The organism is Myxococcus llanfairpwllgwyngyllgogerychwyrndrobwllllantysiliogogogochensis (assembly GCF_006636215.1).
GTDB lineage: Bacteria > Myxococcota > Myxococcia > Myxococcales > Myxococcaceae > Myxococcus > Myxococcus llanfairpwllgwyngyllgogerychwyrndrobwllllantysiliogogogochensis.
This window is the reverse complement of record NZ_VIFM01000068.1, coordinates 19658-46459: the sequence shown is the minus strand read 5'-3', so window position 1 is coordinate 46459 and position 26802 is coordinate 19658. Positions and strand designations below refer to the sequence as shown.

27 protein-coding genes are annotated in these 26802 nt (G+C 68.3%); 21 read left to right on the top strand and 6 right to left on the bottom strand.

What is annotated here, in order from left to right; genetic code table 11:
* The 14 genes from FJV41_RS18695 to FJV41_RS18635 form a co-directional block, all read left to right on the top strand.
* Positions 1 to 835, top strand: an 835-nt coding sequence (locus tag FJV41_RS18695; protein ID WP_497812659.1) for a secretin GspD/PilQ domain-containing protein, incomplete at its 5' end; no start/stop codon positions are given.
* 6 nt (positions 836 to 841) lie between these two features.
* Positions 842 to 2656 (top strand): type II secretion system ATPase GspE, encoded by a 1815-nt coding sequence (gspE, locus tag FJV41_RS18690; protein WP_141643871.1) that lies wholly within the window; start codon positions 842 to 844, stop codon positions 2654 to 2656.
* Between the two features lie 40 nt (positions 2657 to 2696).
* Complete coding sequence (gene gspF / locus FJV41_RS18685; RefSeq protein WP_141643870.1) at positions 2697 to 3953, top strand: type II secretion system inner membrane protein GspF; 1257 nt, start codon at positions 2697 to 2699, stop codon at positions 3951 to 3953.
* 12 nt (positions 3954 to 3965) lie between these two features.
* The gene (locus FJV41_RS52350) at positions 3966 to 4121 is read left to right on the top strand and encodes a hypothetical protein (protein WP_174457160.1); all 156 of its coding nucleotides are present in this window, start codon (positions 3966 to 3968) and stop codon (positions 4119 to 4121) included.
* Between the two features lie 61 nt (positions 4122 to 4182).
* The gene (gene gspG, locus FJV41_RS18680) at positions 4183 to 4611 is read left to right on the top strand and encodes a type II secretion system major pseudopilin GspG (RefSeq protein ID WP_141643869.1); all 429 of its coding nucleotides are present in this window, start codon (positions 4183 to 4185) and stop codon (positions 4609 to 4611) included.
* Between the two features lie 38 nt (positions 4612 to 4649).
* Positions 4650 to 5096: a type II secretion system protein GspG gene (locus FJV41_RS18675; RefSeq protein WP_141643868.1), complete on the top strand. Its 447-nt coding sequence runs from the start codon at positions 4650 to 4652 to the stop codon at positions 5094 to 5096.
* A complete protein-coding gene (locus tag FJV41_RS18670; RefSeq protein WP_141643867.1) occupies positions 5093 to 5836 on the top strand; it encodes a prepilin-type N-terminal cleavage/methylation domain-containing protein in 744 nt (247 codons plus the stop codon). Before FJV41_RS18675 ends, FJV41_RS18670 begins: the two co-directional genes overlap by 4 nt.
* Positions 5833 to 6759: a type IV pilus modification PilV family protein gene (locus tag FJV41_RS18665; protein WP_141643866.1), complete on the top strand. Its 927-nt coding sequence runs from the start codon at positions 5833 to 5835 to the stop codon at positions 6757 to 6759. The genes FJV41_RS18670 and FJV41_RS18665 overlap by 4 nt, the downstream gene beginning before the upstream one ends.
* Complete coding sequence (locus tag FJV41_RS18660) at positions 6756 to 7430, top strand: PulJ/GspJ family protein (RefSeq protein ID WP_141643865.1); 675 nt, start codon at positions 6756 to 6758, stop codon at positions 7428 to 7430. The genes FJV41_RS18665 and FJV41_RS18660 overlap by 4 nt, the downstream gene beginning before the upstream one ends.
* The gene (locus FJV41_RS18655; RefSeq protein WP_141643864.1) at positions 7430 to 8821 is read left to right on the top strand and encodes a type II secretion system minor pseudopilin; all 1392 of its coding nucleotides are present in this window, start codon (positions 7430 to 7432) and stop codon (positions 8819 to 8821) included. Before FJV41_RS18660 ends, FJV41_RS18655 begins: the two co-directional genes overlap by 1 nt.
* A 1-nt stretch (position 8822) precedes the next feature.
* Entirely contained in the window at positions 8823 to 10427 is a 1605-nt protein-coding gene (pilM, locus tag FJV41_RS18650; protein WP_141643863.1) for a pilus assembly protein PilM, read from the top strand.
* 2 nt (positions 10428 to 10429) lie between these two features.
* Positions 10430 to 10984 (top strand): type II secretion system protein M, encoded by a 555-nt coding sequence (locus tag FJV41_RS18645; protein WP_141643862.1) that lies wholly within the window; start codon positions 10430 to 10432, stop codon positions 10982 to 10984.
* Between the two features lie 3 nt (positions 10985 to 10987).
* The gene (gene gspN / locus FJV41_RS18640; protein WP_141643861.1) at positions 10988 to 11962 is read left to right on the top strand and encodes a type II secretion system protein GspN; all 975 of its coding nucleotides are present in this window, start codon (positions 10988 to 10990) and stop codon (positions 11960 to 11962) included.
* Between the two features lie 93 nt (positions 11963 to 12055).
* Positions 12056 to 13693, top strand: coding sequence for a sigma 54-interacting transcriptional regulator (locus FJV41_RS18635; protein WP_141643860.1), 1638 nt, complete (start codon positions 12056 to 12058; stop codon positions 13691 to 13693).
* Between the two features lie 21 nt (positions 13694 to 13714).
* On the opposite strand, the gene FJV41_RS18630 is transcribed toward FJV41_RS18635, so the two are convergent.
* Positions 13715 to 13942 carry a hypothetical protein gene (locus FJV41_RS18630; protein WP_141643859.1) on the bottom strand — a complete coding sequence of 76 codons (228 nt, stop codon included), beginning with the start codon at positions 13940 to 13942 and terminating at the stop codon, positions 13715 to 13717.
* 283 nt (positions 13943 to 14225) lie between these two features.
* On the opposite strand from FJV41_RS18630, the gene FJV41_RS18625 reads away from it, so the two are divergent.
* Positions 14226 to 14735, top strand: coding sequence for an RNA polymerase sigma factor (locus FJV41_RS18625; protein ID WP_141643873.1), 510 nt, complete (start codon positions 14226 to 14228; stop codon positions 14733 to 14735).
* An 11-nt stretch (positions 14736 to 14746) separates the two neighbouring features.
* On the opposite strand, the gene FJV41_RS18620 is transcribed toward FJV41_RS18625, so the two are convergent.
* The 3 genes from FJV41_RS18620 to FJV41_RS18610 form a co-directional block, all read right to left on the bottom strand.
* Entirely contained in the window at positions 14747 to 15634 is an 888-nt protein-coding gene (locus FJV41_RS18620; RefSeq protein WP_141643872.1) for an ADP-ribosylglycohydrolase family protein, read from the bottom strand.
* A 90-nt stretch (positions 15635 to 15724) separates the two neighbouring features.
* Positions 15725 to 16384, bottom strand: coding sequence for a DUF8685 domain-containing protein (locus FJV41_RS18615; RefSeq protein ID WP_141643858.1), 660 nt, complete (start codon positions 16382 to 16384; stop codon positions 15725 to 15727).
* Positions 16384 to 18561, bottom strand: a complete 2178-nt coding sequence (locus tag FJV41_RS18610) for a S46 family peptidase (RefSeq protein WP_141643857.1) — start codon at positions 18559 to 18561, stop codon at positions 16384 to 16386. The genes FJV41_RS18615 and FJV41_RS18610 overlap by 1 nt, the downstream gene beginning before the upstream one ends.
* A 140-nt stretch (positions 18562 to 18701) precedes the next feature.
* Between FJV41_RS18610 and FJV41_RS18605 the strand changes: the two genes are divergently transcribed.
* The 3 genes from FJV41_RS18605 (at position 18702) to FJV41_RS18595 (ending at position 22684) form a co-directional block, all read left to right on the top strand.
* The gene (locus FJV41_RS18605; RefSeq protein WP_141643856.1) at positions 18702 to 19439 is read left to right on the top strand and encodes a M50 family metallopeptidase; all 738 of its coding nucleotides are present in this window, start codon (positions 18702 to 18704) and stop codon (positions 19437 to 19439) included.
* A gap of 97 nt (positions 19440 to 19536) precedes the next feature.
* Positions 19537 to 21708 (top strand): InlB B-repeat-containing protein, encoded by a 2172-nt coding sequence (locus tag FJV41_RS18600; RefSeq protein ID WP_141643855.1) that lies wholly within the window; start codon positions 19537 to 19539, stop codon positions 21706 to 21708.
* Positions 21709 to 21958: 250 nt separating this feature from the next.
* Positions 21959 to 22684, top strand: coding sequence for a hypothetical protein (locus FJV41_RS18595; protein WP_141643854.1), 726 nt, complete (start codon positions 21959 to 21961; stop codon positions 22682 to 22684).
* A 71-nt stretch (positions 22685 to 22755) separates the two neighbouring features.
* Here the strand turns inward: FJV41_RS18595 and FJV41_RS18590 are convergent, their stop codons facing one another.
* Positions 22756 to 23682, bottom strand: a complete 927-nt coding sequence (locus tag FJV41_RS18590) for a hypothetical protein (RefSeq protein ID WP_141643853.1) — start codon at positions 23680 to 23682, stop codon at positions 22756 to 22758.
* A gap of 229 nt (positions 23683 to 23911) precedes the next feature.
* On the opposite strand from FJV41_RS18590, the gene FJV41_RS18585 reads away from it, so the two are divergent.
* Positions 23912 to 24808, top strand: coding sequence for a carboxylesterase family protein (locus FJV41_RS18585; protein ID WP_141643852.1), 897 nt, complete (start codon positions 23912 to 23914; stop codon positions 24806 to 24808).
* Positions 24809 to 24865: 57 nt separating this feature from the next.
* Here FJV41_RS18585 and FJV41_RS18580 read toward each other — a convergent pair whose 3' ends face one another.
* Entirely contained in the window at positions 24866 to 25522 is a 657-nt protein-coding gene (locus FJV41_RS18580) for an MBL fold metallo-hydrolase (protein WP_141643851.1), read from the bottom strand.
* Between the two features lie 96 nt (positions 25523 to 25618).
* Here FJV41_RS18580 and FJV41_RS18575 point away from each other — a divergent pair, with 96 nt between their 5' ends.
* Complete coding sequence (locus FJV41_RS18575; RefSeq protein WP_141643850.1) at positions 25619 to 26287, top strand: hypothetical protein; 669 nt, start codon at positions 25619 to 25621, stop codon at positions 26285 to 26287.
* 191 nt (positions 26288 to 26478) lie between these two features.
* Positions 26479 to 26766 carry a hypothetical protein gene (locus FJV41_RS18570; protein ID WP_181790751.1) on the top strand — a complete coding sequence of 96 codons (288 nt, stop codon included), beginning with the start codon at positions 26479 to 26481 and terminating at the stop codon, positions 26764 to 26766.
* Positions 26767 to 26802 lie beyond the last annotated feature (36 nt).

The window sequence follows — 26802 nt, the reverse complement described above, 5'->3', positions numbered from 1 at the left end:
GGCGGCGGGTGGCCTCAATCCGTCGCTGCTCGCCGGTCTGGGCGGTCTGGGCTCGCTGTACGCGCCCATCCAGCGCCAGAACGTGGAGCTGAAGCTGACCGTCAAGCCGCAGATCAACGACAGCGACTACATCCGCATGGTCATCACGGAGCAGACGGAGGAAATCGCCTCCAATGACCCGGTGCTCGGTCCGACGACGAGCAAGCGCAGCGCGAAGACGACGGTCATCGCCAAGGACCAGGAGACGGTGGTGCTGGGCGGCATCATGCAGGACCGCACCATCGAGTCCGTCACCAAGGTCCCGGTGCTCGGCGACATCCCCATCATCGGCAACTTCTTCCGGGAGACGTCGCGCAAGAAGACGAAGACGAACCTGCTGCTGTTCCTGACGCCCTACATCATCCGGGGCCCGGAGGACTTCCGCACCATCTTCGAGCGCAAGATGAAGGAGCGGCAGCAGTTCGTGGAGCAGTTCTACGGCCAGGTGCCGGGCTACGACGTGGCGGTGGACTTCAGCCGCAAGCCCGGTCCGCTGTCGCGCATGAACCAGGCCGTCATCCGGGAGCGCAACCGCGCGGAGAACGGCGGCCCCGGGCTCCACGGGGAGAAGGTCATCGGACCGAGTTCCTCCTCGCCTGCTCGCCAGGACTCCGCGCCGTCCACGCGGCCCACGCCTGCCCCGTCGCCTGAGCCGGAGGTGCGGGAAGTGGCTCCGCCCCCCGCGGGTTCCGAAGAGTCAGCCCCCGCGGCCCCGACGCCCGAAGCGCCGTCTCCGGAGTCCTCCGGAGACGCGTCGCCAGAGCGCCTGCGCATCCAGCCTGAATCGGGGAACTAAGAGCCCATGAACGTGACCGCCGACCCCACCCTCGCCACCGCCGCGCCCGGCGCGGCCACCGCCCGGAACGACTCCACCCAGGTCGTCGCCCACGGGCAGGCCTTCCTCTGCGGAAGGCCCCTGGGGGAAATCCTTCGCGCGCTCGTCCCCTCGCTCACCGAGGAGAAGCTCCACGAGGCGCTCGCCGCCCAGGAGGAGAAGGGTGGGCGCATCGGTGAGGTGCTGGTGGGCCTCAAGGCGGTCTCCGAGGAGGACGTCGTCAAGGCCCTGGGGCACCAGTTGGACCTGCCCTACCTGGCGCGCATCTTCACGGAGGAGGTGGACGCGGAGCTGGTCAAGCGCATCCCCATCAACTTCGCCAAGCAGTCGCACATCCTCCCGCTGTCCGTGGAGGGTGACGCGGTGGTGCTGGCGGTGGCGGACCCGCTGGACACGTCCACCATGGACCACGCGCGGCTGCTGTTGGGGCAGAGCATCAGCCCCCGGCTCGCGCTGGCCTCCACCATCACCGACGCCATCAACAGCGTCTATGACCGCTCCATCAACGAGGCCGAGCAGCTGGTCGACGAGATGGAGACGCAGGACCTGGACGCGCTCGCCCACGAGCTGGACGAGCCGCAGGACCTCCTGGACACGGACGACGAGGCACCGGTCATCCGGCTGGTGAACTCCGTGCTCTTCCGCGCCGCCAAGGAGCGCGCGAGCGATATCCACATCGAGCCCATGGAGCGGGAGCTGCTCGTGCGCTTCCGCGTGGACGGTGTGCTCCAGGAAGTCATCAAGCCGCCCAAGCGCTACCAGAACGCCATCGTCAGCCGCGTGAAGGTGATGGGGCAGCTCAACATCGCGGAGAAGCGCCTTCCGCAGGACGGCCGCATCCGCATCAAGCTGGCCGGCCGCGACATCGACATCCGTCTGTCCACCATCCCCACCACGAACGGGGAGCGCATCGTCATGCGTCTGTTGGACAAGACGGCGACGCTCCTGGACCTGGCGGAGATTGGCATGAGCCAGGTGACGCTCCACGCGATGGAGGCGGTCATCAAGCGCTCGCACGGCATCGTCCTCGTCACCGGCCCCACGGGCTCCGGCAAGACGACGACGCTCTACGGCGCCCTGTCGAAGATCAACACCTCCGACCTGAACATCCTCACCGTCGAGGACCCGGTCGAGTACCAGCTCAAGGGCATTGGCCAGATGGCCATCAACCCGAAGATCGGCCTCACCTTCTCCCAGGGCCTGCGCTCGTTCCTCCGCCAGGACCCGGACGTCATCATGGTGGGCGAGATTCGCGACAAGGACACGGCGGAGATCGCCATCCAGGCCTCCCTCACGGGCCACCTGGTGCTCTCCACGGTGCACACCAACGACGCCGCGGGCGCCGTCACCCGTCTGGTGGACATGGGCGTGGAGCCCTTCCTGGTGGCCTCGTCGCTCACCGGCATCCTCGCCCAGCGACTGGTGCGCCGGGTGTGTCCCGACTGCCGCGTGGCCTACCAGCCCACGGACGTGGAGCTGAAGGAGCTGGGGCACTCGCTCGCCTCGTTCAAGGCGCGCTACGGGACGGACCGCATCTACAAGGCCGTGGGCTGCCCCACGTGCAACCGCAATGGCTACCGCGGCCGCACGGGCATCTACGAGTTCCTGCCCGTGGACGACGACGTGCGCCAGCTGGTGCTGAAGAACGTGGACGCCTCCACCATCAAGAAGTCCGCCACGAGCAAGGGGATGATCACCCTGCTGGAAGACGGCGCGCGGAAGATTTCGCTGGGCGAGACGACCATCGCCGAAGTGCTGAGCATCACCCAGGAGGACATGTAACCGACAGCTCCTCCCTGGGAGGGGCCGGGGTCATCGAGCCATGCCGGTCTTCGAGTACAGAGGTCTCAATTCCGCGGGCAAGCAGATCAAGGGCCTGTTGGAAGCCGACTCGCCCAAGACGCTGCGCTCCAAGCTGCGCGCCGACGGCGTGTTCCTCACGGACGTGCTGGCCCAGGCGGAAGGCAGCCGGGGCGCGGTGTCCAAGGGCGCCAACGCGGCGCAGGTGTCGCGCGACATCGACCTGCGCAAGCTGGGCCGGGGCCGCGTCAACACCGACGACGTCGCCATCTTCACCCGGCAGCTGTCCACGCTGCTGGGCGCCGGCGTCACGCTGGTGGAGTCGCTCACCGCCCTGGTCGACCAGGTGGAGAAGGAGCGCTTCAAGCGCGCCCTCTCCGACATCAAGCAGCGCGTCAACGAGGGTTCGACGCTGGCGGACGCGCTCGCTCAGCACCCGAAAATCTTCCCCAACATCTACGTGAACATGGTGCGCGCGGGCGAGGCGTCCGGCGCGCTGGACGCGGTGCTCACGCGCCTGGCCGACTTCACGGAGAACCAGGCCCGGCTGCAGCAGAAGATCCTCAGCACCATGCTCTACCCCGCCATCATGATGGTGGTGGGCGGCGGCATCCTCGTGGCGCTGATGGTGTTCGTGGTGCCGAAGGTCACCAAGATCTTCGAGACGATGAAGGCCACGCTGCCCTTGAGCACGCGCATCCTCATCGCCACGAGCAACTTCTTCCAGAACTGGTGGTTCGTCGCCGTGCCGATGATGGCCCTGGGCGTGTGGCTCTTCATGCGCTGGACGAAGAGCCCCAAGGGCAAGCCGAAGTGGGACCGCTTCGTGCTGAAGGCGCCCGTCGTCGGCAGCCTCGTCCGCCTGCTGTCCATCTCCCGCTTCGCCCGCACGCTGTCCACGCTGCTCAAGAGCGGCGTCCCGCTGCTGGCGGCCATGGACATCGTCAAGGCCATCATGACGAATACCGTGCTGGCCGAAGTCATCGAAAAGGCCCGCGACTCCATCCGCGAGGGCGAGAGCATCGCCACTCCGCTCAAGCGCTCCGGGGAGTTTCCGCCGCTGGTGTACCACATGGTCGCCATTGGAGAGCGGTCCGGACAGCTGGAGGACATGCTCACCAACGTCGCGGACAACTACGAGACGCAGGTGAACGTGCGCATTGGCGCACTCACCTCGCTCCTCGAGCCCCTGCTCATCGTGGTGATGGGCGCGGTGATTGCATTCGTCGCCCTCTCCATCCTGTTGCCGATTCTCCAGGTGAACTCGGCCATCCGGTGAGGTGCCAGGGACATGACGAATGACACGCTCGACCGTTGGATTCAGCGCGCGACGCTCGCGGCGATGATTGCCCTCGCGGCGGCGCTGGTGACGGTGGGGGCCCGACTCTACGGGCCCCGAGCCCCCGTGCCGCCCGCAGGGGTGGTGGACGGGCCCCGGGCACCCTGACAGGAAGTCCTGAACACGATGCGGTGGCTTGCCAGAAAGTCACCCCGAGGTGAGAGCAGACATGAGCCAGAACACCCACTCGCAGCAGCGCCGCCGCCGCAACCGCCGCGGCATGACCCTCATCGAAATCATGGTGGTCATCACCATCCTCGGCCTCATCGCCGCCGCCGTCGGCGTGGCGGTGATTCCGCAGCTCGAGGCGGCCCGAAGGGACAGGGCCTCCCTGGATATCAAGAGCATCCAGGGCGCGCTGAAGCTCTATTACACGAAGAAGGGGAAGTACCCGGACACGTCCTCGGGCCTCAACGCGCTGGTGGAGACCCAGTCGCTGGAGCAGATGCCCAAGGACCCGTGGAACAACGACTACGTGTACCTGAACGAGGGCGGCAAGCCCGTCATCATCTCCTACGGCGCGGACGGCACCGCCGGCGGCGAGGGCAACGACGCGGACATCTCCTCCGCGGACGGCGCCTCCGCCAAGAACAAGTGAAGAAGTAGCGCACCCCGCGTGTTGACAGGGCTTCGGGTATGAACGTGCAAACCTCACTTCCATCCCAGATGCCCTCGCCCGCGGGGGCCCTGCGCCCCCAGACGAAGGGGCGGCTGCTGCTGGCGGCCATCTTCCTGGTGGCCACCGTGCTGGCGTTCGTCCTCGTGTACGTGACGGACGACCGCTCGCTGGTGCCGGAGCAGCGCCGGGCTCGCGGAGAGATTCGCAAGCTGGAGGGCCTGTTCAAGGCGCACAACCGGCTGATGGGGCGCTTCCCGTCGAAGGAGCAGGGCTTCACGCCGCTCATCGAGGCGAAGCTCATCGACTCCGTGCCGTTGGACCCGTGGGGTCACCCGTACGTCTACTGGATGGATGGCAGGAATGGCGCCGTCATCTCCTACGGGGCGGACGGGAAGAAGGGCGGCGTGGGAACGGACGCTGACCTGAGCAGCGGGGGCGTGCTGACGGACTGGGGGCAACCATGACGCGTGTCAGGACAGCGACCGGGCGGCGCACGCTCCACCGAGCCCAGCGCGGCCTGACGCTCATCGAGATCTCCATCGCCATCATCATCGTCGCGATGCTGTTCTCCGCGGCGGTGATGGGCATCGGCTCGCTCACGGGCGCCAAGGCCAAGGGCGCCGCGGGGGAGCTTGCGGGCACCATCCGCTCGCTCTACGACTCGGCGGCCCTGCGCGGCAAGACGTGCCGGCTGGTCTTCGAGATTCCGGACCCCAAGGAGGAGAAGGCCACGCGCTACCATGCCGAGTGCGCCGAGAGCGCGGTGACGACGTCCAGGGACCGCGACACCGCCCTGCGCGACGAGAACCGCGAGCGCGAGCAGGCCCGGCGCTCCAACCGGGGCAACACCCAGGGCAACGAGGAGCGCCGCAGCTACGTGGCCTCGGGCGGAGACGCGCCCAGCGCGCAGGAGCTGATGGACGGAGAAAAGGAGCGCGTGCAGAACGCGGCGCGTTTCTCCTCGTTCACCTCGGAGGAAGTGCCGGCCAGGGACCTGCCCGCGGACGTGCGCGTGTCGGTGTGGACGCGCCAGCAGAAGGAGGCCGTCGACAACGGCGTGGCGTACCTCTACTTCTTCCCGCAGGGGTACACGGAGAAGGCGTACGTGTACGTGAGCCAGGGCGACAACGCCTGGACGCTGGACGTGTCCCCGCTCACCGGCAAGGTGACCATCGCGAACGACGTGCTGGAGGTGCCGCGATGAGGCGCGCCTCGGGCTTCACGCTGCTGGAAGTCGTCGTGGCGCTGGCCATCCTGGGCCTCGCGTTGATGGCCATCTTCGACCTGAACGCGGGCGCGGTGTCCAACCACGTCTACACCAAGCGCCTCACGGTGGCCTCGCTCCTGGCGCGCGCGAAGATGACGGACGTGGAGCAGAAGCTCTACGACGACGGCTTCTCGCCCGACGACGACGAGGAGTCCGGCGACTTCTCCGACGAGGGCTGGTCCCAGTTCAAGTGGAAGGCGCGCATCATCGCCCCGAAGCTGGACGGCGTGTCGCCGGACCAGCTCATCGGCGCCCTCTTCAACCTGCCCATCGGCGGAGGGGACTCGGATGACCCGATGAGCGGCATCGCCAGTCTGTTCGGCGGAGGTGCCGGTGGCGGCAAGGATGGCGCCTCCAGTGGACCGCAGCCCGCGGGCGGAGGCCTGGGGGGCGCGGCCATGGGCATGGCGCAGCCCATGTTCACGCAGATGGTGCAGCAGCTCACCCAGACGGTGCGCGAGGTGCACCTCACCGTGTACTGGCAGGAGGGCACCCAGTTGGAGAGCATCGACCTGGTGACGCACGTGGTGTCGCTCGGGCCGGGCTCGGACCGCAACGGCGGCTTCACGGCCACGCAGGGCACCACGCCGGGCGCCGACAACCAGTGGGTGGACCCCGACAGCCCGGGGATGATCGTGCAGAACCCCATCCCCGGCCCCAACGGCACCATGCTCCATCCTGAGACGCGCAAGCCGCTGATGCGCCGCTCGGAGTGGCTGCAGCGCGCCAATGGCGGCAGCCAGCCGCAGCGAGGCGGCGGTAACGGCGGCGTCGTTCCCAACCCGGGCGGCGGCATCTTCGGAGGCGGTCGTCCGTCGATTCCGAACTTCCCCGGCATGCAGCAGAGGAACGACCGATGAGGACCGGGCGCGCGCGCGGCTTCACGCTGATGGAGGTCATGGTGGCGGTGGCCATCACCGCCCTGATGGGCACGGTGGTGGCCATGGCCTTCCAGACGGGCCTGACGGCGAAGGAGTCGGTGGAGGAGGACGCGGACCGCTACCGGCAGGTCCGGGTGGCGATGAACCGGATGGCCCGGGAGATTGGCTCCGCGTACGTGAGCGACAGGTTCGACCTGAAGCGCTTCCGCGACCAGCAGGACCGCCCCACCAACTTCGTGGGCGAAAGCGACCGACTGCTGTTCACCACGTTCGCCCACCAGCGGCTGTACACGGACGTGAAGGAGTCCGACCAGGCGGTGGTGGAGTACTTCCTGGAGGCCTCCGACGACCGGGCCGCCAAGGGCCGCGTGGACCTCAAGCGCCGCGTGAATCCCAACGTGGATGACCGCATGGACCGGGGCGGCACGACGGACGTGCTGTTCGAGGGCGCCAAGAAGCTGGAGTTCGAGTACTGGAACTCCGAGAAGAAGGAATGGGATGACGAGTGGGACACCCGCCGCACGGAGCAGAAGACCATCCTGCCCACGCGCGTGCGGATGTCGATTACCGCCGTGGACGAGACGGGCAAGGAGGCGCGCTACTCCACCCAGGCGCGCATCATGTTGAACACCGAGCTGCCGAGGTACTGATGCCCCTGCCCTTCTTCCAGCAGACGCCCCGGCGGCGCCGTCCCAGTCCGCCCACGTCCGGAGCCGCGCGCGGCCCTGGTGGGGAGCGTCGCCCGCGTGGCGTGGCGCTCATCATCGCGGTGGTCTCCATCGCGCTCCTCACGGTCATCGCCACCGAGTTCGCCTACAACAGCCGGGTCGACCTCCAACTCGCGGCCAATCAGCGGGACGAGGTGCGCGCGTATTACATGGCGCGCTCGGGCGTGGCGCTGTCGCGGCTCCTGCTTCGCTTCCAGAAGCAGGTGGACCAGACGCCCATCCCCAACCCCGCGTCGCTGCTGGGCAGCCTGATGGGCAACCAGGGCAATCAGGGCAACACCCCGCAGCCGACGTCGCTCAACCTCCAGCTCTGGAAGATGGCGCGGGTGGACTGCCACATGCTCAAGGGCATGGTGAAGAGCGAGGGCCTGGAGCCCGAAAACGACGCTCCGCCACTGGCCCCCGTGGACGAGGACGACCCGAACTTCGACATGAAGGACGGCGAGGACCCGGCGTCGCGGGAGATGTCGCAGCAGATGACGCGCCGCTCGTTCGGCGGCTTCGAGGGCTGCTTCCTGTCCACCATCTCCGACGAGGAGGAGAAGCTCAACGTGCACCGGCTGGTGGCGGGCGCGGGCGACGCGCTTCCCACGGCGCTGCGGATGTTGGACATGCTCGAAGACAAGCGCTTCGAGTTCCTCTGGGAGCGCGACGACGCGAACAAGGTCCGCGGCAATCCGCGGGAAGTGATGCTGGCCATCAAGGACTGGGCGGACGACGACGAGACGGGCTCCACCATCAACCCGGCGGACCCCGTCAACCCCATGCCCTCCGGCTTCTCCGACGAGGGCTCGCCCTACAGTCGCTACGAGCCGAGCTACGAGCCGAAGAACGCGCGCTTCGACAGCATCGACGAGCTGTACCGGGTGCACGGGGTGAATGACCAGTTCATGTCGGCGTTCCGTGACAGGCTCACGGTGTACCCGGACATCAACTCCCGGCCCAACATCAACACGGATGACCCGGTGATGATGGGGCTGGCCATCATGTCCGTGGCGGACCCGGCCCGGCCGGACCCGCGATTGAAGGACCCGGTGTTCCTCAACGAGCTCATCACCCGCATCCGCAGCGCGCGCATGTTCAGCTTCTTCGGCATGGGCGTGCAGGACTTCGTCGCCGTGGTGGAGAGCGCGGGCATCGTCGTCAATCCCGCCGTGAAGTCCAACGTGGCGGGCAATCGCCTCATCGGCGACAAGAGTCAGACGTTCACCATCAAATCCGTGGGAGAGGCGGGCAACGTGCAGAAGACGCTGACCGCAGTGGTCCGGCTGGACGACACGCTGGGCAGGCTCCTGTACTGGAGAGAGGAATAACATGGCCCGCATTCTTGGCCTCGATTTGGGCAGCCACTCCGTGAAGGGCGTGGTGCTGGAGGCGCGGACGAAAGGACACGCCACCCGGAGCTACGTGGAGGTGCGCCGCGCCCAGGAGGGCGAGCGCGCCGACACGCTGCGCGCCGCGGTGCAGGAGCTGATTGGCAAGCTGCCACCGGGTCACGCCGACCAGGTCGTGGTCGCCCTGCCCGGCCCCGCGCTCATCACCCACTCGCTGAGCCTGCCGTTCTCCGACGGGAAGCGGATTGAAGCGACGCTGCCCTTCGAGATTGGCAGCCTGCTCCCGTTCGACATCTCCGACGTCGTCTACGACTACCAGGTCGTGGGCCAGAAGGAGACGGACGGCAAGGAGAAGGCCAGCGACCTGCTGGTGGGCGTGGTGCGCAGGGCGGAGCTGAAGTCGCTGCTCGACATGCTGGGCGAGCTGAAGGTGGACCCGCGCATCGTCACGCACCCGGCGCTGGCCTACCAGAACATGCTCCAGCAGGCCGCCAGCCTCTTCGAGGGCAGCGGCGAGGGCGGCGTGGTGGCCGTGGTCGACATGGGCCACGAGCGCACCTCGGTGGCCATTGGCCGGCCGGGCACGGGCGTGCAGTTCGCGCGCACCTTCGCGGGCGGCGGCAAGGACTTGAGCAAGGCGCTGGCGACGGAGTTCCAGACCTCGCTCACCGAAGCCCATCACTGGAAGGAGCAGCACGGGGCCATGGCCAGCGCGGCGCAGGGGCCGGACGCGGAGCGCGCGGCGGCGGCCTTCGTGCGCGGGCTCCAGCCGGTGCTGCGCGAGCTGCGCCCCACCCTGAAGGCCTACACGGCGCGCAGCCGCCAGCAGGTGGGCGCGCTGGTGCTGTGTGGCGGCTCGGCGCGGATGCCGGGACTGGCGGAGCAGCTCTCCCGGGACTTGAACCTGCCGGTGCGCGTGCTGGCGCTTCCCGCGGACACCTCGGAAGCGGTTCCCTCCGCGGAGCAGCCGTCCGCCGCGCAGGCCTACGCGCTGGCGCTGCGAGGCAACGCCACGGGCGCGCGTGCGCCGCGCTTCAACTACCGACGCGACGACCTCGCCTTCAAGGGCGACTTTGACTACGTGAAGGACAAGCTGGGCCTGCTGGCGTCCTTCGCCGCCACGCTCTTGCTCTTGCTCATCGCCTTCGGCGTGGTGCGCAACTCCGTGCTGTCGCGGCGCGAGGCGCAGGTGGACGCGGCGCTGTGCGAGACGACCCAGCGCATCCTCGGCAAGTGTGAGAAGGACTACAACCGCGCGCTGAACCTGCTCAAGGGCGTGGAGAGCCCGGCGGCGGCGCTGCCCCGGATGTCCGCGGTGAACCTGCTCGCGGAGGTGACGCAGAAGGTGCCCGCGGACCTGCCGGTGAAGTTCGACCGCATCCAGATCGACACGGACCGCGTCATCCTGCAGGGGGAGACGGACTCCTCCAAGCAGGTGGATACGCTGTCCAACGCGCTCAAGAACCACGCGTGTTTCAAGGAAGTGAAGCAGGGCAAGGTGGAGCGCACCCGCGACGGGCAGAAGGTGACGTTCCGCCTGGACGTGCAGGTGCAGTGCCCTGGTGCGGAAGGGGGGGAGAGCTAGTCATGGCCAGGCTTCAGGAAGTGCTCGCGCCGGTGCAGACGTGGTTCGAGCGGTTGAGTGACCGTGAGCGGCGGATGGTGTCCATCGCCGGCGCGGCGGTGGCGGTGTTCGTCGTGTTCGCGGTGCTGATGACATTCGCCAACACCGCGTCCGGCTACCGCAAGCGCACACAGGACAAGCTGGCGAAGCTGCAGGAGGTGCAGGCGCTGGCGGCCAGCTATCGCGAGGCGCAGGCGTCGCGGCAGGCGGTGGAGACGCAGCTGACGTCCAGCAACGTGCAGCTCATCACCTACATCGAGGACAAGGCCACGGCGGCCGGGCTCCAGGTGCCCAACATGACGCCCAAGGGCGACGTGGGCGTGGGTGACGGGAAGATCATGGAGAGCTCCGTGGAGCTGACGTTCTCCGACGTGGACCTGCGCAAGCTGACGGACTTCATGCGCACGGTGGAGAGCGGTCCTGGCGTGGTGAAGGTGAAGTACCTGCGCATCGAACCGAGGCCGAATGACACGCTGACGGCGTGGACCACCGTGGCCACCTACCGGATGAAGCAATAACCCATGTCCTCTGACACCAAGCTCGCGCGCTGGAAGATCATCCTGGGCTACGGCGCGTTCGCGCTCGTGGCCTTCATCCTCTGCCTGCTCATCACCTTCCCGTACGACACGGTGCGCACGCGCCTGGTCTCGGAGGCCGCGCAGGCGGGGCTCGCCGTGCGCATCGGCTCGCTGAGACCGGGGCTGGCGGGTGTCACCGCCACCAACGTGCGGGTGAGCAAGCCGCCCCAGCCGCTGAGCGCGGAGACGCTGGCGATGCTCGTCAGCGGCGAGGGAACCCTGCCGGGCGCCGCGGAGCTGGGCGAGGCGGTGGTCATCGACAGCGTGGCGGTGCGCCCCACCCTCTTCCCGCCGGGGCTGGCCATTCGCGCCAACGCGCTGGGTGGAACGGTGGCGGGCTCCATGGGCTGGCTGGGCGACATGAAGGTCCGCGCGGAGCTGGACGGGCTCAAGGCCAGTGGTGGCAACCTGCCGGCCTTCCTCGGGATGGACCTGGATGGCGAGCTCAATGGCGTGCTGGCGCTGACGCTGCCCAAGGGCAAGAGCCCGGAGCCGGACCTGTCCCAGGCGAACGGCGAGCTGACGCTCGACTCACAGGGGCTCATCATCAAGGGCGGCAAGGCGTCCATCCCCATGGGCGGTGGCAACTCGATGCCCATGGAGCTGCCGCAGGTGGCGCTCGGCGCGCTGGTGGGCCGCATCAACTTCGAGAAGGGCCTGGGCACGGTGCAGGAGTTGCGGCTGAAGGGCGAGGACGTGGAGGCGCTGGCCACCGGCACGCTGAAGCTGGGCAAGCGGCTGGAGTACAGCGAGCCCGCCATGGATGTGAATCTCCGGCTGGACCCGGAGGCACAGAAGCGGCTGGGCCTCCTGGCGGCGGGCATCACCATCTTCCCCCCGGACAAGAAGGACCCGAGCTTCCGGGCGGCCAGGCTCGGCGGCTTCCTCAACCGGCCCACCTTCCTGCCCCGTCGGTAGCACGCGGCACCTGGGGGCGCGCCCAACCCGACGCGTGGGGTTGAAGTCAGCGCGCCGGGACGTGTAAAGCGCGGGCGCACAGGAGGGTCGTGGATGCCGGAGCTGGTGTTTTTTCGTCGTGGCGAGGAGGTGTTGAGGGTGGGCGTGGACCGGGCACGGTTGGTGCTCGGGCGCGGCGAGCAGAGCGACGTCGCCATTCCGGACCCGGAGGTAAGCCGTCAGCAGGTGGCGCTGCTGTGGGACGGAACGCGGTGCCGGGTGCAGGACCTCTCCGGCAAGGGCACCGTGGTGGGCGGCACGTCCGTCACCGACGCAGAGCTGCCCGATGGCGCCGACCTGGTGCTCGGTCAGTGGCGCGCGGTGTTCCGCCTGAGCGGCGGCGGCGAGGGCGCGGATGTCGCCACCGAGGTGGGCCACACCACGTCCATCCAGAAGGACGCGCAGGTGCCGCGCTGGCAGCCGGCGCAGGTGCGCGTGAAGCAGGGCCTGAACGAGTCGGTGCACCGGCTCACCGGGGACAGCTTCACGGCGGGCAAGGACGCGGGCTGTGACCTGGTCCTCCAGGACCGGTTCGCCTCCAGCAAGCACCTGAAGGTGACGCGGCGGGAAGGCACGTTCCACGTCGTGGACCTGCGCTCCACCAACGGCACGTGGCTGGGGCCGGTGCGCCTGTTCGAGGCGGAAGTCACGCTGCCCACCACGCTGCGGGTGGGTGAGACGGAGCTGGTGCTGGAGGTGGCGGCGACGGGGTCCAAGAAGGAAGTGGCCTCCTTCCACGGCATCATCGGCAACGACACTGCGGTGAAGGGGCTGGCGGACCTCATCGAGCGCGTGGCGCCCTCCACGGCGGCCGTGACGATTCTGGGCGAGTCCGGCACGGGCAAGGAGCTGGTGGCGAAGGCCATCCACCAGTGCTCGCAGCGGGCGAACAAGCCGCTGGTGCCGGTCAACTGCGCGGCCATCTCCAAGGAGCTCATCGAGAGCGAGCTGTTCGGCCACGAGAAGGGCTCCTTCACGGGCGCGGCGAACGCGCGCAAGGGCGCCTTCGAGGAGGCAGACGGCGGCACCCTCTTCCTGGACGAGATTGGCGAGCTGCCGCTGGACCTGCAGGCGAAGCTGCTGCGCGCGCTGGAGAGCGGAGAAATCAAGCGCGTGGGCGCCAGCCGGCCCATGCACGTGGACGTGCGGGTGGTGGCGGCGACGAACCTGGACCTGCTGGCGGCGGCTCGCGAGGGCAAGTTCCGCGAGGATTTGTACTACCGCCTCTGCGTGATTCCGTTGCACCTGCCGCCCCTGCGCAGCCGCAAGAGTGATTTGCCCGCGCTGGCCGAGCACTTCGTGAAGGTGTACGCGCCGCGAGGGCAGACGGTGAGCTTCTCGGCGGCGGCGGTGGAGCGGCTCCGCGGACACATGTGGCCGGGCAACATCCGCGAGCTGCGCAACGTGGTGCACCGCGCGTTGTTGTTCCGCAAGGGCCCGGTCATCGACGCGGCGGACCTGACGTTCGACCAGGAGATGAACAAGGAGACCGGCATCGCGGTGCCGGAGCTGCCTCCTGGGATGACGCTGGAGCAGATGCTGGAGAAGCTGGAGCGGCAGATCGTCGAGGCCGCGCTGCGCCGGTACAACAACAACCGCGAGCGCGTGGCTCGCGAGCTGGGCGTGGCCCGCTCCACCCTGTTCAAGCGCCTGAAGGACTGGGGCCTGACGAAGCAGGACGAGCAGGAGTAGCGCCCGCGACAGCCCCGCCCTTCAGGCGTCATGAAGGGCGGGCGCGCCGTGTCGCGGGGCCCGTCGAGCATCAACACCGCGAATCGCTCGGACCGCATCGACGTGCGCGTGGAACCGTTCCCGTTTGACGACGCCCAACCCCGAGTCGGCGACGATGACGATGTCCGTCGAAGCCGTCGCGAGATCGACCTCGAGGGGCGGAATCCGGAACGAGTCCCCCCCACCGCCCAGCCTCATCTTCTTGTCCATCCACGACCTTCCTCCGTGGATGACACGGAGCCAGACGGCGTTCGACCCGGCCGGCGGAACACCCCGTGAACCCCGCCCACGTCCCGCGCCACGCGGCCCCAGGACACCGTGAGCCTACCCACCTTCATGCCCTGAAGTACGAGCGGAAACCCGGCGCCGGGCTCCTGTCCGTACCGATAGATGCGCGGTGGAAAAATCCCACCGCCACGGGCCGATAGACCCTTTTCGCGACCGGTTCGTTCCAAAGGAGGTCCCCGCTGGGGTGTTCAGGAGCCCACCCGTGATGCACGCCGCAGTCATCGACCTTCCGCCACTGACCCAGCTCTACAACGAGCACCGTGCCCGCGCCCTCGCCATCGCCCGCCGCATCGTCGGCGACGCGGACGATGCGGAGGACGTGGTGCAGGACGTCTTCGCCCGACTCGCCTGGAAGTCTCCTGGCTACGGCGGACGCGCGGCCTGGACCACGTGGCTCCACCGCGTCATGGTCAACAGCAGCATCAACTGGCTGCGCGCACGCAAGCGCCGCGAGCGACTCAGCCTGGAGCCATCCGAGCCCCTCACGCCCGAAGTCCAGGCCGTGGGCGCGGAGTTGGAGCGCCACTTCACCGACGCCATGCAGGAAATCAACGAGCAGCAGCGCCAGGTCCTCCACCTGCGCGAGGTGCGCGGCCTCAGCTACCCGGAAATCGCCCGCCTGCTGCGCATCCCCGAAGGCACCGTGAAGAGCACCCTGCACCGCGCCCGGCAGCGCACCTTCGGCCTCATGGAAGAGCGCGGCCACCACCCCTGAGGCACACGGCGCTACTCCAGCGCCCGAAGCTGGAGCTTCTCCCGAGCCTCCAGCCACGACGCGGGAATCGCCGCCCTGCCCGTGACGAGCACGACGATGCCGCCCACCATGGCGCACGTCGTGTCCATGTCGCCCCGCCCGGACACCGTGGACCACAACGCGTCCTCGTAGTGCTCCAGGTGCCGCACCGCGCACCACACCACGAAGGGCACCGTGTCCTCCGACAACACCTGGAAGCCACTGCCCAGCTCCTTCGCCGCCGCCGTCGGCGTCGTCTCCAGCGACCAGCCCCGAGCCTTCTCCAGCCCGCGCCGCGTGGCCCCGTTCGGCGTGTACTCCAGCACCACGTCGAAGAGGTTGCGCGCACGCCCGCGCGTCGCCGCGTCCTGACACGCCCACGCCGCCGCCACCGCGACGGCCACGGCGCCCGCCTGTCCATCTGGATGGTAGTGCGTCACCTCCGCGGAGAGCCGCGCCTCGTCCGCCGCGCGCCGCAAGTCGCCCGCGAAGTAGGCGCCCAACGGAGCCACCCGCATCGCCGCGCCGTTGCCCTTGGACCCCGTGCCGTCGAAGACCTGGGACGACGCGGGCAGCCAGTGCATCCCCAGGTGGATGCGCTCGAGGATATCCAGCGCCGTGCCGCCATAACCCCGGTAGCGGTTGGCGCGGTAGCGCTTGCCGAAGAGCTGCGCGAGCCGCTCCTGCTCCACCTGCCCATGCTCGTCGAGCACCTGGACGATGGAGAGCGCCATCTCCGTGTCGTCCGTGTACGGCCACGGAGGGGAAGGCGGCCTGCGCGCCTCCACCCACTCCGCCACCAGGCTCCGCGCCGCGAAGAACCGCTCGCCAAAGCCATCCCCCACGGAGAGCCCCTCCAACGACAACAGGGCTCGAGACATCCGCTCCGCGTGGTCCGCCGGTCTGCCAGTCGAGGACATGGCGCCAGTCAACACCCGGCGCCACCTTCGTGTCAAATCGACACTATTCGACTACTCGTCACCCTTCGCGCCGACGAACTGGTCACCCTTGTCCTTGAAGAGGACGTTGAAGTTGGTGAGAGAGCCGTAGACGCGGGTGATGTAGCTCTGCATCTCCACCTTCTCCGCATCGGACAGCTTCGGATGGGCGTTGAGCTTCTGCTCGAGCACTCGGAGCCTGTCGCGCACCATCACGACCTTGTGGAACAGGCTGTCGATGGGCAGGTCCTTGGCCTGCAGCTCCGGGTTGCCCGGAACCAGGCGCACCATGCCGCCCTCCCACTTGCCAGCGAGCGGGGGCGCGTCGGTCAGGCCGGACGCCTCCCGGAAGATGTCCATCAACTCTTCACGCGTCATGTTCAGCCCTTCCAGGTCCACGACTTCATTGGGGTCCACCCGGCGGCGAATGACCACCGGGGCCACGCTGCGCGCGGTCCGCTCGCGCGAGGGAGAATGCGCCGCCGGGGCCACGGCCGTGCCTCGGGGCGCGTACTTGTCACAGATGGGGGCGGACGGAGGGAACATGCCCCGCGAGGACTGGAGCCGACACGGCCCCACCCAGCCCCGGCGCTCATCCACCGAGTGAGGGCTCCACAGCTTGCAGTTGCCGCACACCTGCTCTTCCGGCCGGAAGGTGGGCAGGGGCGGAGCGGTGTCCGCCGGGTCTGTCATCAGCGCGTCTCCCCCGCAACGGGCGGGCCCTTGCGCACGCCCAGCTCCCTCAAGAGCGTGTCCGCGTTCTCCACCTGGTCCAACATCCACAAGACATACCGCACGTCCACGTTGACGTTGCGGGCCACGTCCGGGTTGTAGCCGAAGTCGTTGGCCACGTTCTCCCAGACGCGGTCGAAGTTGACGCCCACCAACTGCCCCTTGCCGTTCACCGTGGGGCTGCCGGAGTTGCCACCCGTCGTGTCCGCGTCCGCCAGGAAGTTCACCGGCACGTCCTTCAGCTTCTTGTCCGCCCAGGCGCCATACCGCTTGGACTCGGCGACCTTCGACACGCGCTCCGGCACGTCGAAGGGCTCCTCGCCGGTGTGCTTGGCGAGCATGCCCGTAAGCGTCGTCTGCGGCGTGTACACCGCGCCGTCTCTCGGCGAGTAGCCCTGCACCTTGGCGAACGTCACGCGCAGCGTCCCGTTCGCATCCGGCGCCACGGGCTTGCCCGCATGCGCCAGCACCGCCTTGCGCCAGTCCGGACGCAGCCGCAGCGACATGCCCTGGCGACGGTCTCCCACGTCGTCCAGCGCCTCCAGCTCCCGCGCCAGGTCCGCGCCGAACGCCAGCATCGGGTCCTTGCGCGCCTCCAGCTGCGCGACCGTCTCCGTCGCCATCTTCATGCGCTCGGACAGCGTCAGCACCTGGGTGACGGCATAGAGCGCGTCCACCTTCGCGGCGACGTCCTTCTCCACGAACACCTTGCCGAAGTGCTTGTCCACGGCGGCGATGCGCTCGTCCGCGCCCAGCGCCTGCGCGCGCCGCACGTAGGCCATGAGCAGCCGCTTCTCCGCCGGCAGGAACACGTTCTTCTGCTCGCGCTCCAGGCGGTCCTTGATGCGGGCCTGCTCGCGCTCCATGTACTCCGGGCGGCGCTCCAGGTCCGGCTTCGCGCGCTCCGCGGCCAGCCGCGACAGCGTCACCGCCAGCGCGGGGCCTCGGGCCAGCCGAGGAGTCGACCCGAGCAGGAACTCGCGCTCGAATACCTTCGTGTTCGCCTTCTGCTCGGCCAGCAGCGCGTCGCGGGCCGTCAGGGCGCTCGCCCACTTCGCGCTGTTCTTGCCGGCCCAGGCCGCCACGTCCGCTTCGGACTGGTGCTGCTTCTCCACCAGCTTCCCGCGCTTGAGCCCCGCGAGCTGCCCGCCCGCGTTCTTGTGCACGTTGTGCAGGCTCTTGACGGTGGACGCGACGGCGATCTTCCCGGCCGGGTCCTTGTCCCCTTCTTCCTCCAGGATGCGGATGGCCTCGCCGAACACGTCGCGCATGCGCGGGTAGAGCCGCGACTGGCGCTCCGCCATCTCCTCCGCGAGCAGCGCGCGGTAGGTGCGGCCCGGGTAGCCGAGCACCATCACGAAGTCGCCCGGCTTCACGCCCTCGGTGGCCAGCGGGAAGAAGAACTCCGCCTTGAACGGCACGTTCTTCTCGCTGTACGGCGCCGAGGCCCCATCCGGCGCGGTGTACGCGCGGACGATGGCGAAGTCACCGGTGTGGCGCGGCCACATCCAGTTGTCCTCCTCGCCGCCGTACTCGCCCACCGCGCGCGGCGGCGCATAGACGAGCCGCACGTCCACCAGCTCCACCGCGTCCACCAGCGTGTAGTTGACGCCGCCGTCGAACGTGGACACCTGGCAGCGCGTGGCAGGGCGCTTCTCGCACTCGGCCACCAGCTCCTTCTGCTTGCGCTCGATGGCCTTGTAGCGGACCAGGTCGTCCGCGCCCTGGGGCACCGCGGCGAGCACCTGCGCCGTCACGTCCGTGAAGCTGCGGGGCACCTGCACCCGCGCGCCCTTTCCGGGCAGCTCGTCCTTGCGCTCCGAGGCCAGGAACCCCTGGGTGATGAGGTCCCTCTGGGGCGTGCTGTGCTCCTGGATGACGCCGAAGGCACAGTGGTGGTTGGTGATGACCAGGCCCGTGGAGGAGATGAAGGCGCCGGTACACCCACCCACGTTCACCGCGCCCGCGAGCAGGCCGGTGCCACGCTTGGGGTCCCAGAGCTTCCGGGGAGAGACCTGGAGCCCCTGGGCGCGAAGCCACGCCGGGTCCAGGTCCAGCACCTGCTGGGGGGTCCACTTCCCTTCCCCGGCCAGAGCCGGGGCAGCCACGAGCGAGAGCAGGAGCAGCGCTTTCTTCATGGAGAACTCCCTACCCCGTCCGGCGCCCGGAGGCGACCCCCTCGGAGGGTCCGACGCTGCGCGGCAAGCCAGGAGTTTCCCGGGAAGAGGGACCGAGCTTAAGTGTTGGGGTGTCTGATGGAGGGGAGGCCCGGAAAACGATGAGGACCGCCAGCGGAGCAAAGCTCGACCTCGGCCGCCTGGCCCTCCTGCTCGCCATGCTGGGAGTGGGTTGGTATTTCTGGGACTCGCCCGTCCTGTGGCCCCTCAAGGTGCTGGTGGTGATGATGCACGAGAGCGGGCACGCGCTCGCCACCCTGCTGCTGGGTGGGTCCGTGGACCGCATCCACCTGATGGCCGACCAGGGGGGCCTGTGTATGTCCCGCCTCCCACCGGGCGTGCTGCGACAGGTCGTCCTGTACTCGGGGGGCTACCTGGGGAGCGCGGTGGCCGGGGCCGGGCTGCTGATTGCCACCTTCCGGTTCCAGCTCCGCCGGGGCGTCCTCGTGGCCGCCTCCGCGTGGCTCGTCATCATGGGCCTGCTGTACGCGGGCGACATGTTCACCCTGGCCTTCTGCGTGGGCACCGCGGTGGTGATGGGCGCATGCGCGAAGTGGCTGCCGGATGGCGCGGTGGACCTCCTGAACCTCTTCATCGCCGCCTTCACCGCGCTGTACGCGGTGTTCGACCTTCGCGATGACCTCTGGAACAGCACCGTGCGCGCGCAGAGCGACGCGGCGCTGCTCGCCGACGTCACCTACGTGCCCTCCATCGTGTGGGCCGCCTTGTGGACGCTACTGGCCGTGGGCCTGCTGGTCGTCGCCGCGTACTGGTCCCTCCACGCTCGGCCCCGGGGCATCCAGATGCCCCCGGTGGGCACCCGGGCCCGCCGGGCCTGAGCCGCCACTTCATACTCCGTGGCAAACGCAACATTGAAACAATTACAGAACGCCTACTAGAGTGGGTCGGGTCGTACTCCCGCTCGAGAGGTGTTCCATGAGAAGCGTCGTACTCAGCGTCGTCGTGGCGTTCCTGGCCGCGTGTGGCACGGGCCCCGAAGAGACGACTGCCCAGGCGCTCGACGTCCAGCGCTCCGCGGTCAACATCACCGTGGAGGACCAGATTGTCACCCGCCTGCCGAGCGCCTCGGGAGCCACCCTCGGGTATTCCGAGTACCTGCCTCCGGGCTATCTGACGTCGACCCAGAGCTACCCGGTCATCATCCACCTCAACGGCATGGGGGAGCTGGGTCGGGCGACGACGGAGGCGGAGCTGTACGCCATCACCACGAGGCACGGCGCGCTCGCCAACATCCGCGCGAGCGCAACGTGGAAGACGTACTTCGGCAACAAGCAGGTGATGGTCTTCACGCCGCAGAGCCTGGACAACTACTCGCCTGCGGAGCTTCGTCCGTTCGTGCAGTTCATCGTCGCCAACTACCGCGTCGACCCCACGCGGGTGTACCTGACGGGCCTGAGCATGGGCGGCTGGGGGACGTGGCGGTACGCGAACCTGTATGGCGCGGAGCTGGCGGCCATCGCCCCCTTCGCCACCAACATCGGAGCGCCGGGCAACACGCTCACCACGCTCAAGGACGTGCCCATCTGGGCCTCCAGCAGCTACAACGAAATCGCCGCGCAGCAGGCCTGGCTGGTCAGCTACACCAAGAACTACGACGTGTCGCAGGTGGTGAACATCTCCAACACCTCGCAGAAGCTGACGTACCTGTTCGACAAGACGACGAAGCAGTGGACGTCGCAGGCGGGCGCCGTGAGCACGGGGACGGCCATCGCCCGGTTCATCGTGATTCCCGGCTCGGACCACACCGGTTGGTCGGAGTCCTACGGCACGCAGGCATTCTGGGACTGGATGCTGGCGCAGCAGCGCGGCACGACGCCGCCCCCACCCACCCAGTACACGCTCACCGTCAACAGCGGCGCGGGTGACGGCCAGTATGTGAGCGGCACGCAGGTCACCCTCACCGCCGACGCTCCGGCCCCTGGCTACGTGTTCGACCAGTGGACCGGCGCCACGGTGGCCAGCACCACCTCCGCGACCACGACCTTGACGATGCCCGCGACGGCCACCACCGTCACCGCGACCTACCGCGTGTCCTCGCCCACGCAGTACACCCTCACCGTCAACAGCGGCGCGGGCGACGGCCAGTACACGAGCGGCACGCAGGTCACCCTCACCGCCGACGCTCCGGCCTCTGGCTACGTGTTCGACAAGTGGACCGGGGCCACGGTGGCGAACCTGACGTCCGCGACCACGACCCTGACGATGCCCGCGGCGGCCACCACCGTCACCGCGACCTATCGCGTGTCCTCGTCGGGCCTGCCCATCACCACCGAGGACCAGCTCGTCGGCCGGCTGACGAGCGCCACGGGCGCGCCGTACGCCTACGCGGAGTACCTGCCGCCGGGCTACCTGACGTCTCCGACGACGACCTATCCGCTGGTGCTCCAGCTCCACGACTCCGGGGAGATGGGCACCACGAGCACCGAGGCCCAGTTGGTGGAGATGGTGTCTCGCTACGGCCCGCTCAAGCTCATCCGCGACAACGCCACCTGGAAGGCGTACTTCGGCACGAAGCAGGCCATGGTCTTCGCACCGCGCGCCTCCGCGAACTGGGACGCCACGCAGCTCAACGCCCTGGTCGACTTCCTCATCGCCAACTACCGCGTGGACCCGTCGCGCATCTACGTCACGGGCCGCGTCCTCGGCGGCTCCGGTGCGTGGAATTATGGCCACAGCCACGGCAACCGCATCGCCGCGCTCGCGCCCGTGGGCGCGAACCTGGGCGGCCCCGGCCCCGCGCTCACCCAGTTGGTCAACGTCCCTGTGTGGATGGTGGACTCGTGGCAGACGGCCGATGCGTGGACGGCCCAGCACTCCTGGTTGCGCGGCCTGACGAAGGCGTACGGCTGGGACCAGTACCTGACCTTCGCCGCGCCCGCCGCGACGCTCACGTACGTGTTCAACGCCACCAACGACACCTGGTCCACCCAGACGGGAGCCCACGGCGCGGGGACCTCTCCCCTGCGCTTCACCGTGCACCCCCAGGGCACCGACTTCGGCACGCCCACGTACGAGGCCGTCGCCTTCTGGGATTGGATGTTCGCCCAGCAAAGACAGGCTGGATTCTTCCATCCGCGCCTGAATTGACCCCCTGAGCGAAGGCCTGCTCATTCCAAGGCGACGGTCATCCTCCGTGGCGACTGTCGCCCTCCACCAGGGGCCAGGAGGTTGCGAGGGATTGCCATTCCGCACGCACCCGGGTCCGTCCGAACGTGGGTCAAGACTTATCCGCTAAACGGAATTTCACGGATTTGTCTTGTGCAAAACAGACGGACTATACGTGCGGGCCACGTAGCTATTTCCGGCTACGGGCAATCCCATACCCCCAGGAGCAGACATGAAGCTCAAGACGTTGATTGGCTCGCTGACGCTGGCGACGCTGCTGACCGGTGGCACGGCCGTGGCCCAGAACATCGAGCCGGTGCCCCCGCACGAGACGGGCGAGATTCCCAGCAGGGATGGAGAGATGGTGCGCGTTCCGTTGAGCAAGGTGCTCAAGGACTCGGCGCGTGAGGACATCGAGCAGGCCCCCGTGGAGGGCTTCCTTCCGGAGCTCCCCATCCTGGTCGACGGTGTGAAGTACACCGCGAAGCAGATCCAGGAGAAGGACATCCACCTGTCGCACTACGTGCTGGACGCCCGCTCCGCCGAGCAGGCGGTGGTGCAGGGCTTCCGCACCACGGCGGACGTGACGAAGTACTTCAACCAGACGGGCCAGTTTCCCTCCGAGCAGCCCACGGGAGCGGAGCTTGGGCCGTGCAACCCCTGGTCGGTCTTCTTCGAGCACTCGTGGTACGGCGGCGCCAACTTCTCCGTCTATCCGGGCTGGGGCTACAACACGCTGGGCTGGTGGAACGACCGCATCTCCTCCATGTGGAGCACCCAGTGTGGCCGTTGGACGGTGATGACCGAGCACCATTATTTCGGCGGTCACCAGCTCTGGGTCGCGCGCGCCTGGGCCGTCGGCAACATGGGCAGCTACGGCTGGTACACGGGCTGGTGGCCGTTCCGCCGCTGGCACTCGTGGAACGACCGCGTCTCGTCGGTCGCCGTCTACTGGTAGTCGCAGGGTGACGTGAGTGGGCCGGAGGCCGCTGTCGCCTCCGGTCCCGCGTCAAGGAACCGGGCCCGTGCTCACTCGGAGGGAGGCTCGGCCGCCACCGTGTGCCACCGGTCGTCGTGAATCCAGCCGACGGTCCGGTCCGCGAGCGCCCACACGCCATTTCCGGCGCCGCGCAGCCCGGTGAAGCGCAGCGAGTCCGCCTTGGAAATGGCCACGGGCTTCAGCCTGTCGCCGACCACCCGGTCGATGCCTCCCAGATGCGCCACGTAGACGTGGTCCTGGAACGTCGCGATTCCGTAGTAGTCGCGCTCGGTGTCGGGAGGCCGGATGACGCGCCAGTCGTCGCCGCTTCCCAGCAGGACGGCGCCTTCGCCACCGCAGAGGGCATAGCCGCTCTTCAGCGTGCATACGCCATTGAAGCCCGTCTCCAGCGGAAGCGAGATGCGGCGCCAGCGCTTTCCGTCGAAGTGCGCCAGATGCCCCTCGGAGGTGGCGGCCATGAAGTCGTCGCGGCCGTGGCCCGCGAGGGCTTCGAGGGTGACGTCCTCCCCGTCGATGGTGAGCTGGGGCAGCGTGCTGAAACGTGCCTTGCCCAGCACGTAGGCCTGCCCCACCGAGCCCACACAGACGACGTCGTTCCCCAGCACGCGGAGTCGACGCAGCGGCCCGAGGTCCTCGACGGCCGCGTTCTTGAACACCTTGCGAGAGGCCTTCAGCGCATCCCGTGTCCTCGGCGTCTTCCAGTCGAAGCGAATCACCGTCCCGTTCTCTCCGAGGACGTACGCCAGTCCCGCCTCCGTGGCATCCACGGAGAGGACCGCCTCACCGAACACTTCGAACTCCAGCCACGCGCCGTCCCTGCGCACGCCGATGCGATTGCCGGGGTTGTCGTAGTCATCCCCCACCGTGCATGCGGCGATGACCACCCCAGGAACGGGGCTCAGGCCCTCTTGGATGTAGGCGTCGCGCAGGAACTCCGCATCCGTCAACCCACTCATGTCCGAGAACTCTCCAACGTGTGGCGCCACAAGGATTCGACCAGACAGGACATTTACGACATGGGCGTCGGGCACGCCATCTCCTCCTCGCTCGGCCCCTTCGCGCCTCTGTCAACGCTCCATCCACGGACATGCAATTGCAACTCAAGAAACAACAGAAACTGGTGGGCTTGTGAATCCAGATATAGACAGACAGGGCCGCACTCCTCCCACACCTCGAGGTGGATTCATGAGAAGCGTTGCGCTCGCCGTCTTCGTAGCGGTCCTCACGGCCTGCGGGCCGGGCCAGGAAGAGACTCCCGCCCAGGAACTCGATACCCGCCCTGCCCCGCTCATCACCCCTGTCGAAGACCAGATTTCGGTGCACATGCCGAGTCCCGCGGGCTCGCCGCTTCCCTATGGCGAGTACATCCCTCCGGGCTACAACACCTCGACGGAGACGTACCCGGTCGTCATCCACCTGAACGGAATCGGCGAGCTGGGCGTCGCGCAGAACCCGACGGCGCTCTACGAGGTCGTGACGCGCAACGGGGCGCTGCGGAACATCCGCAACAGCACCACCTGGAAGACGTACTACGGCCAGAAGAAGGCGCTCATCTTCGTCCCGCAGGGGTTGGACAACTACTCGCCAACGGAAATCCGTCCGTTCGTCCAGTACATCGTCGCCAACTACCGGGTGGACCCCAAGCGCGTCTATCTGACGGGGCTGAGCATGGGCGGCTGGGGTGCCTGGCGCTATGCCACGCTCTACGGGAACGAGCTGGCGGCGCTGGCGACCATCGCCTCCAACATCGGCGCCCCGGGTGACACGCTCACCAAGATGAAGGACGTCCCCGTGTGGGCCGCCAGCAGCTACGGGGACCGGTGGGGCGAGCAGTCCTGGGTGCTCCCCGTGACGAAGAACTACAACTACTGGGCGTTCCCGCCGCTCGTCCAATCCACGCAGACGACGACGTACCTGTTCAGCAAGACGACGCAGACCTGGACCTCGCAACCCGGCGTCATCTCCACGGGAAGCTCCATCGTTCGCTATGTGCTGTACCCGGGCACGGCGCACATGGGCTGGTCCGAGACCTACGGCCTGCAGGGCTTCTGGGACTGGATGTTCGCCCAGCAGCGTCCGTAGTCGGCACCGGAGCGGACCGGAGGGCCGTGTCCCCTCCGGTCCCGCTTCACGGAGTGCTCACTTCCGGGGGCGCATTCGGAACGCGACGAACGACGCCACGTCGGGGAAGGCGAAGTACGGGTTCTTCTGACGCACGTCACCCAGGGGAGCCACCGGCACGTCCGCGTAGTCGTGCCCTGGCAACAGCCGCGTCGAGTCCGGGACCTTGAGCAGCACCTGAGACAGTGAGCGGTACATCGCCTCCGGGTCTCCCCCGTTCATGTCGCACCGGCCGCAGCCGTTGATGAACAGCGTGTCCCCGGACACGAGCGCGTCACCGGCCAGCAGGCAGTGGGAGCCCGGCGTGTGCCCTGGCGTGTGCAGTGCCTGGAAGACCTCGGCGCCCACGGGCACCGCGTCCCCGGGCCCCAGCGGACGCAGCGCGTCCTTCAGTTCGCGCAACTCCGCGGAGAACTCCACCTCCGCGCGCTGCGCGTAGACGGGCACGTCATGCCGCGACAGCAAATCCGGCAGACCGTTGATGTGGTCGAAGTGGCAGTGCGAGACGAAGGCTCCGGCCAGGCGCTTGCCGTCCTGCGCCACCGCGCGCTCAATCGCCTCCACATCCCACGCCGGGTCCACCACCACGACGTCGGGAGAGTCCGCCGCGCCGACCAGGTAGACGAAGTTGTCCATGGGCCCCAGCTTGAGCTGACGCACGTAGGGAATTCGCATCTCTCATACCTCCCGGGAAGACTCTACCGCTTGAGACTTGCCGCCACGGCCTCTTCCCTCTTGAATGGGCGTCTTTTTCTCGGAGGTCCACCCACCGTGAAGCGCTCTCTGCCGTTGCTCGTCTGCACCCTCCTCGCCGGCTCGAGCGTCGTCGCCAAGGAACGGTCCACCTTCAAGTACACCGCGCCCGCGGACGGGGAGCGTCCGGTCATCGTCGACGCCGTCATCGCGCCGCAGGGCAGCGACTTCGCCATGCGGCTGCGCTTCGACAAGGACCCCTGGGGCGAGGAGTGCAAGAGCCGCTGCTCCAACGCCACGTTGTTGATCGACACGGACTCCAGCAAGCAGACGGGGCTGCGGCTCGCGCAGGGGGCCCCGGGCAACGGCGCCGACCTGGCCGTCATCATCCAGGGCGTGCGCGACTATGCGTCCGGGGGCGGCGGCAGTGCCCAGACGTGGTTGCGAGTGAAGGTACGACTGCTGGGCAGCGAGGCGAGCACCGTGGATGACGGCGAGTTGCTGGCCGAGCTCAGCCACAAGCACGACACCGACCGCATCCAGTCCGACGGTAAGACGGTCTACCTGTTGATCGACACCACCCACGCGTCCATTCCGTCCGCGCGCAAGGCGCGGGTCGTCTATCAGCCACCCGGTGGCAAGCCCATCCAGGCCACCGTGCCCGGCATGATTGGCGGCGGCGGCGGCCGGGGCGTGCGCATCTTCAAGGACGGCAACTGGGGCAAGGCGCCCAAGGCGACGCCCTGAGCTGACGCGGAGCCCACGGGGCACGGCTCCTCGCTCGAATGGCCTCGGACGAGACCAGGCGCCTGTGCTAGGGCAGGCCCGCCTCCTGCCCTGCCCCCATCATGAGAACAAGACCCCTGTTCTGGCGCCGAGCGTTCGTCGCCAGTTTTCTGCTCCTCGCGGCATGTGAAGCCCGAGAGCCCGCCGCATCCTTGCCCCCCAGTGGCGAGGTCTTCTCCGAGCGCCGCCCCATCCAGGCGTCCAGTCCCTCGAAGCAGGTGGGGGAGAGCTGCGACAGTGGGCACGGCACCGCCTGTATTTCGGATATCTGTCTGCACACCCGACCCGAGCCCGGCGTCGGCTACTTCTGCACGCAACGATGCGAGAGTGACGCCCAGTGCCCGCAGGACTGGCGCTGCGGACAGGTCTTCCCGACGAAGGGTGGCGAGCTGTGCGTGCCCCCCGAGGGATGGACTGGCGCGGCGGCCGAGCCGCGCTGACACGTCTTCTCCCCGGGGAGGCGTCGAGCCCCCCGT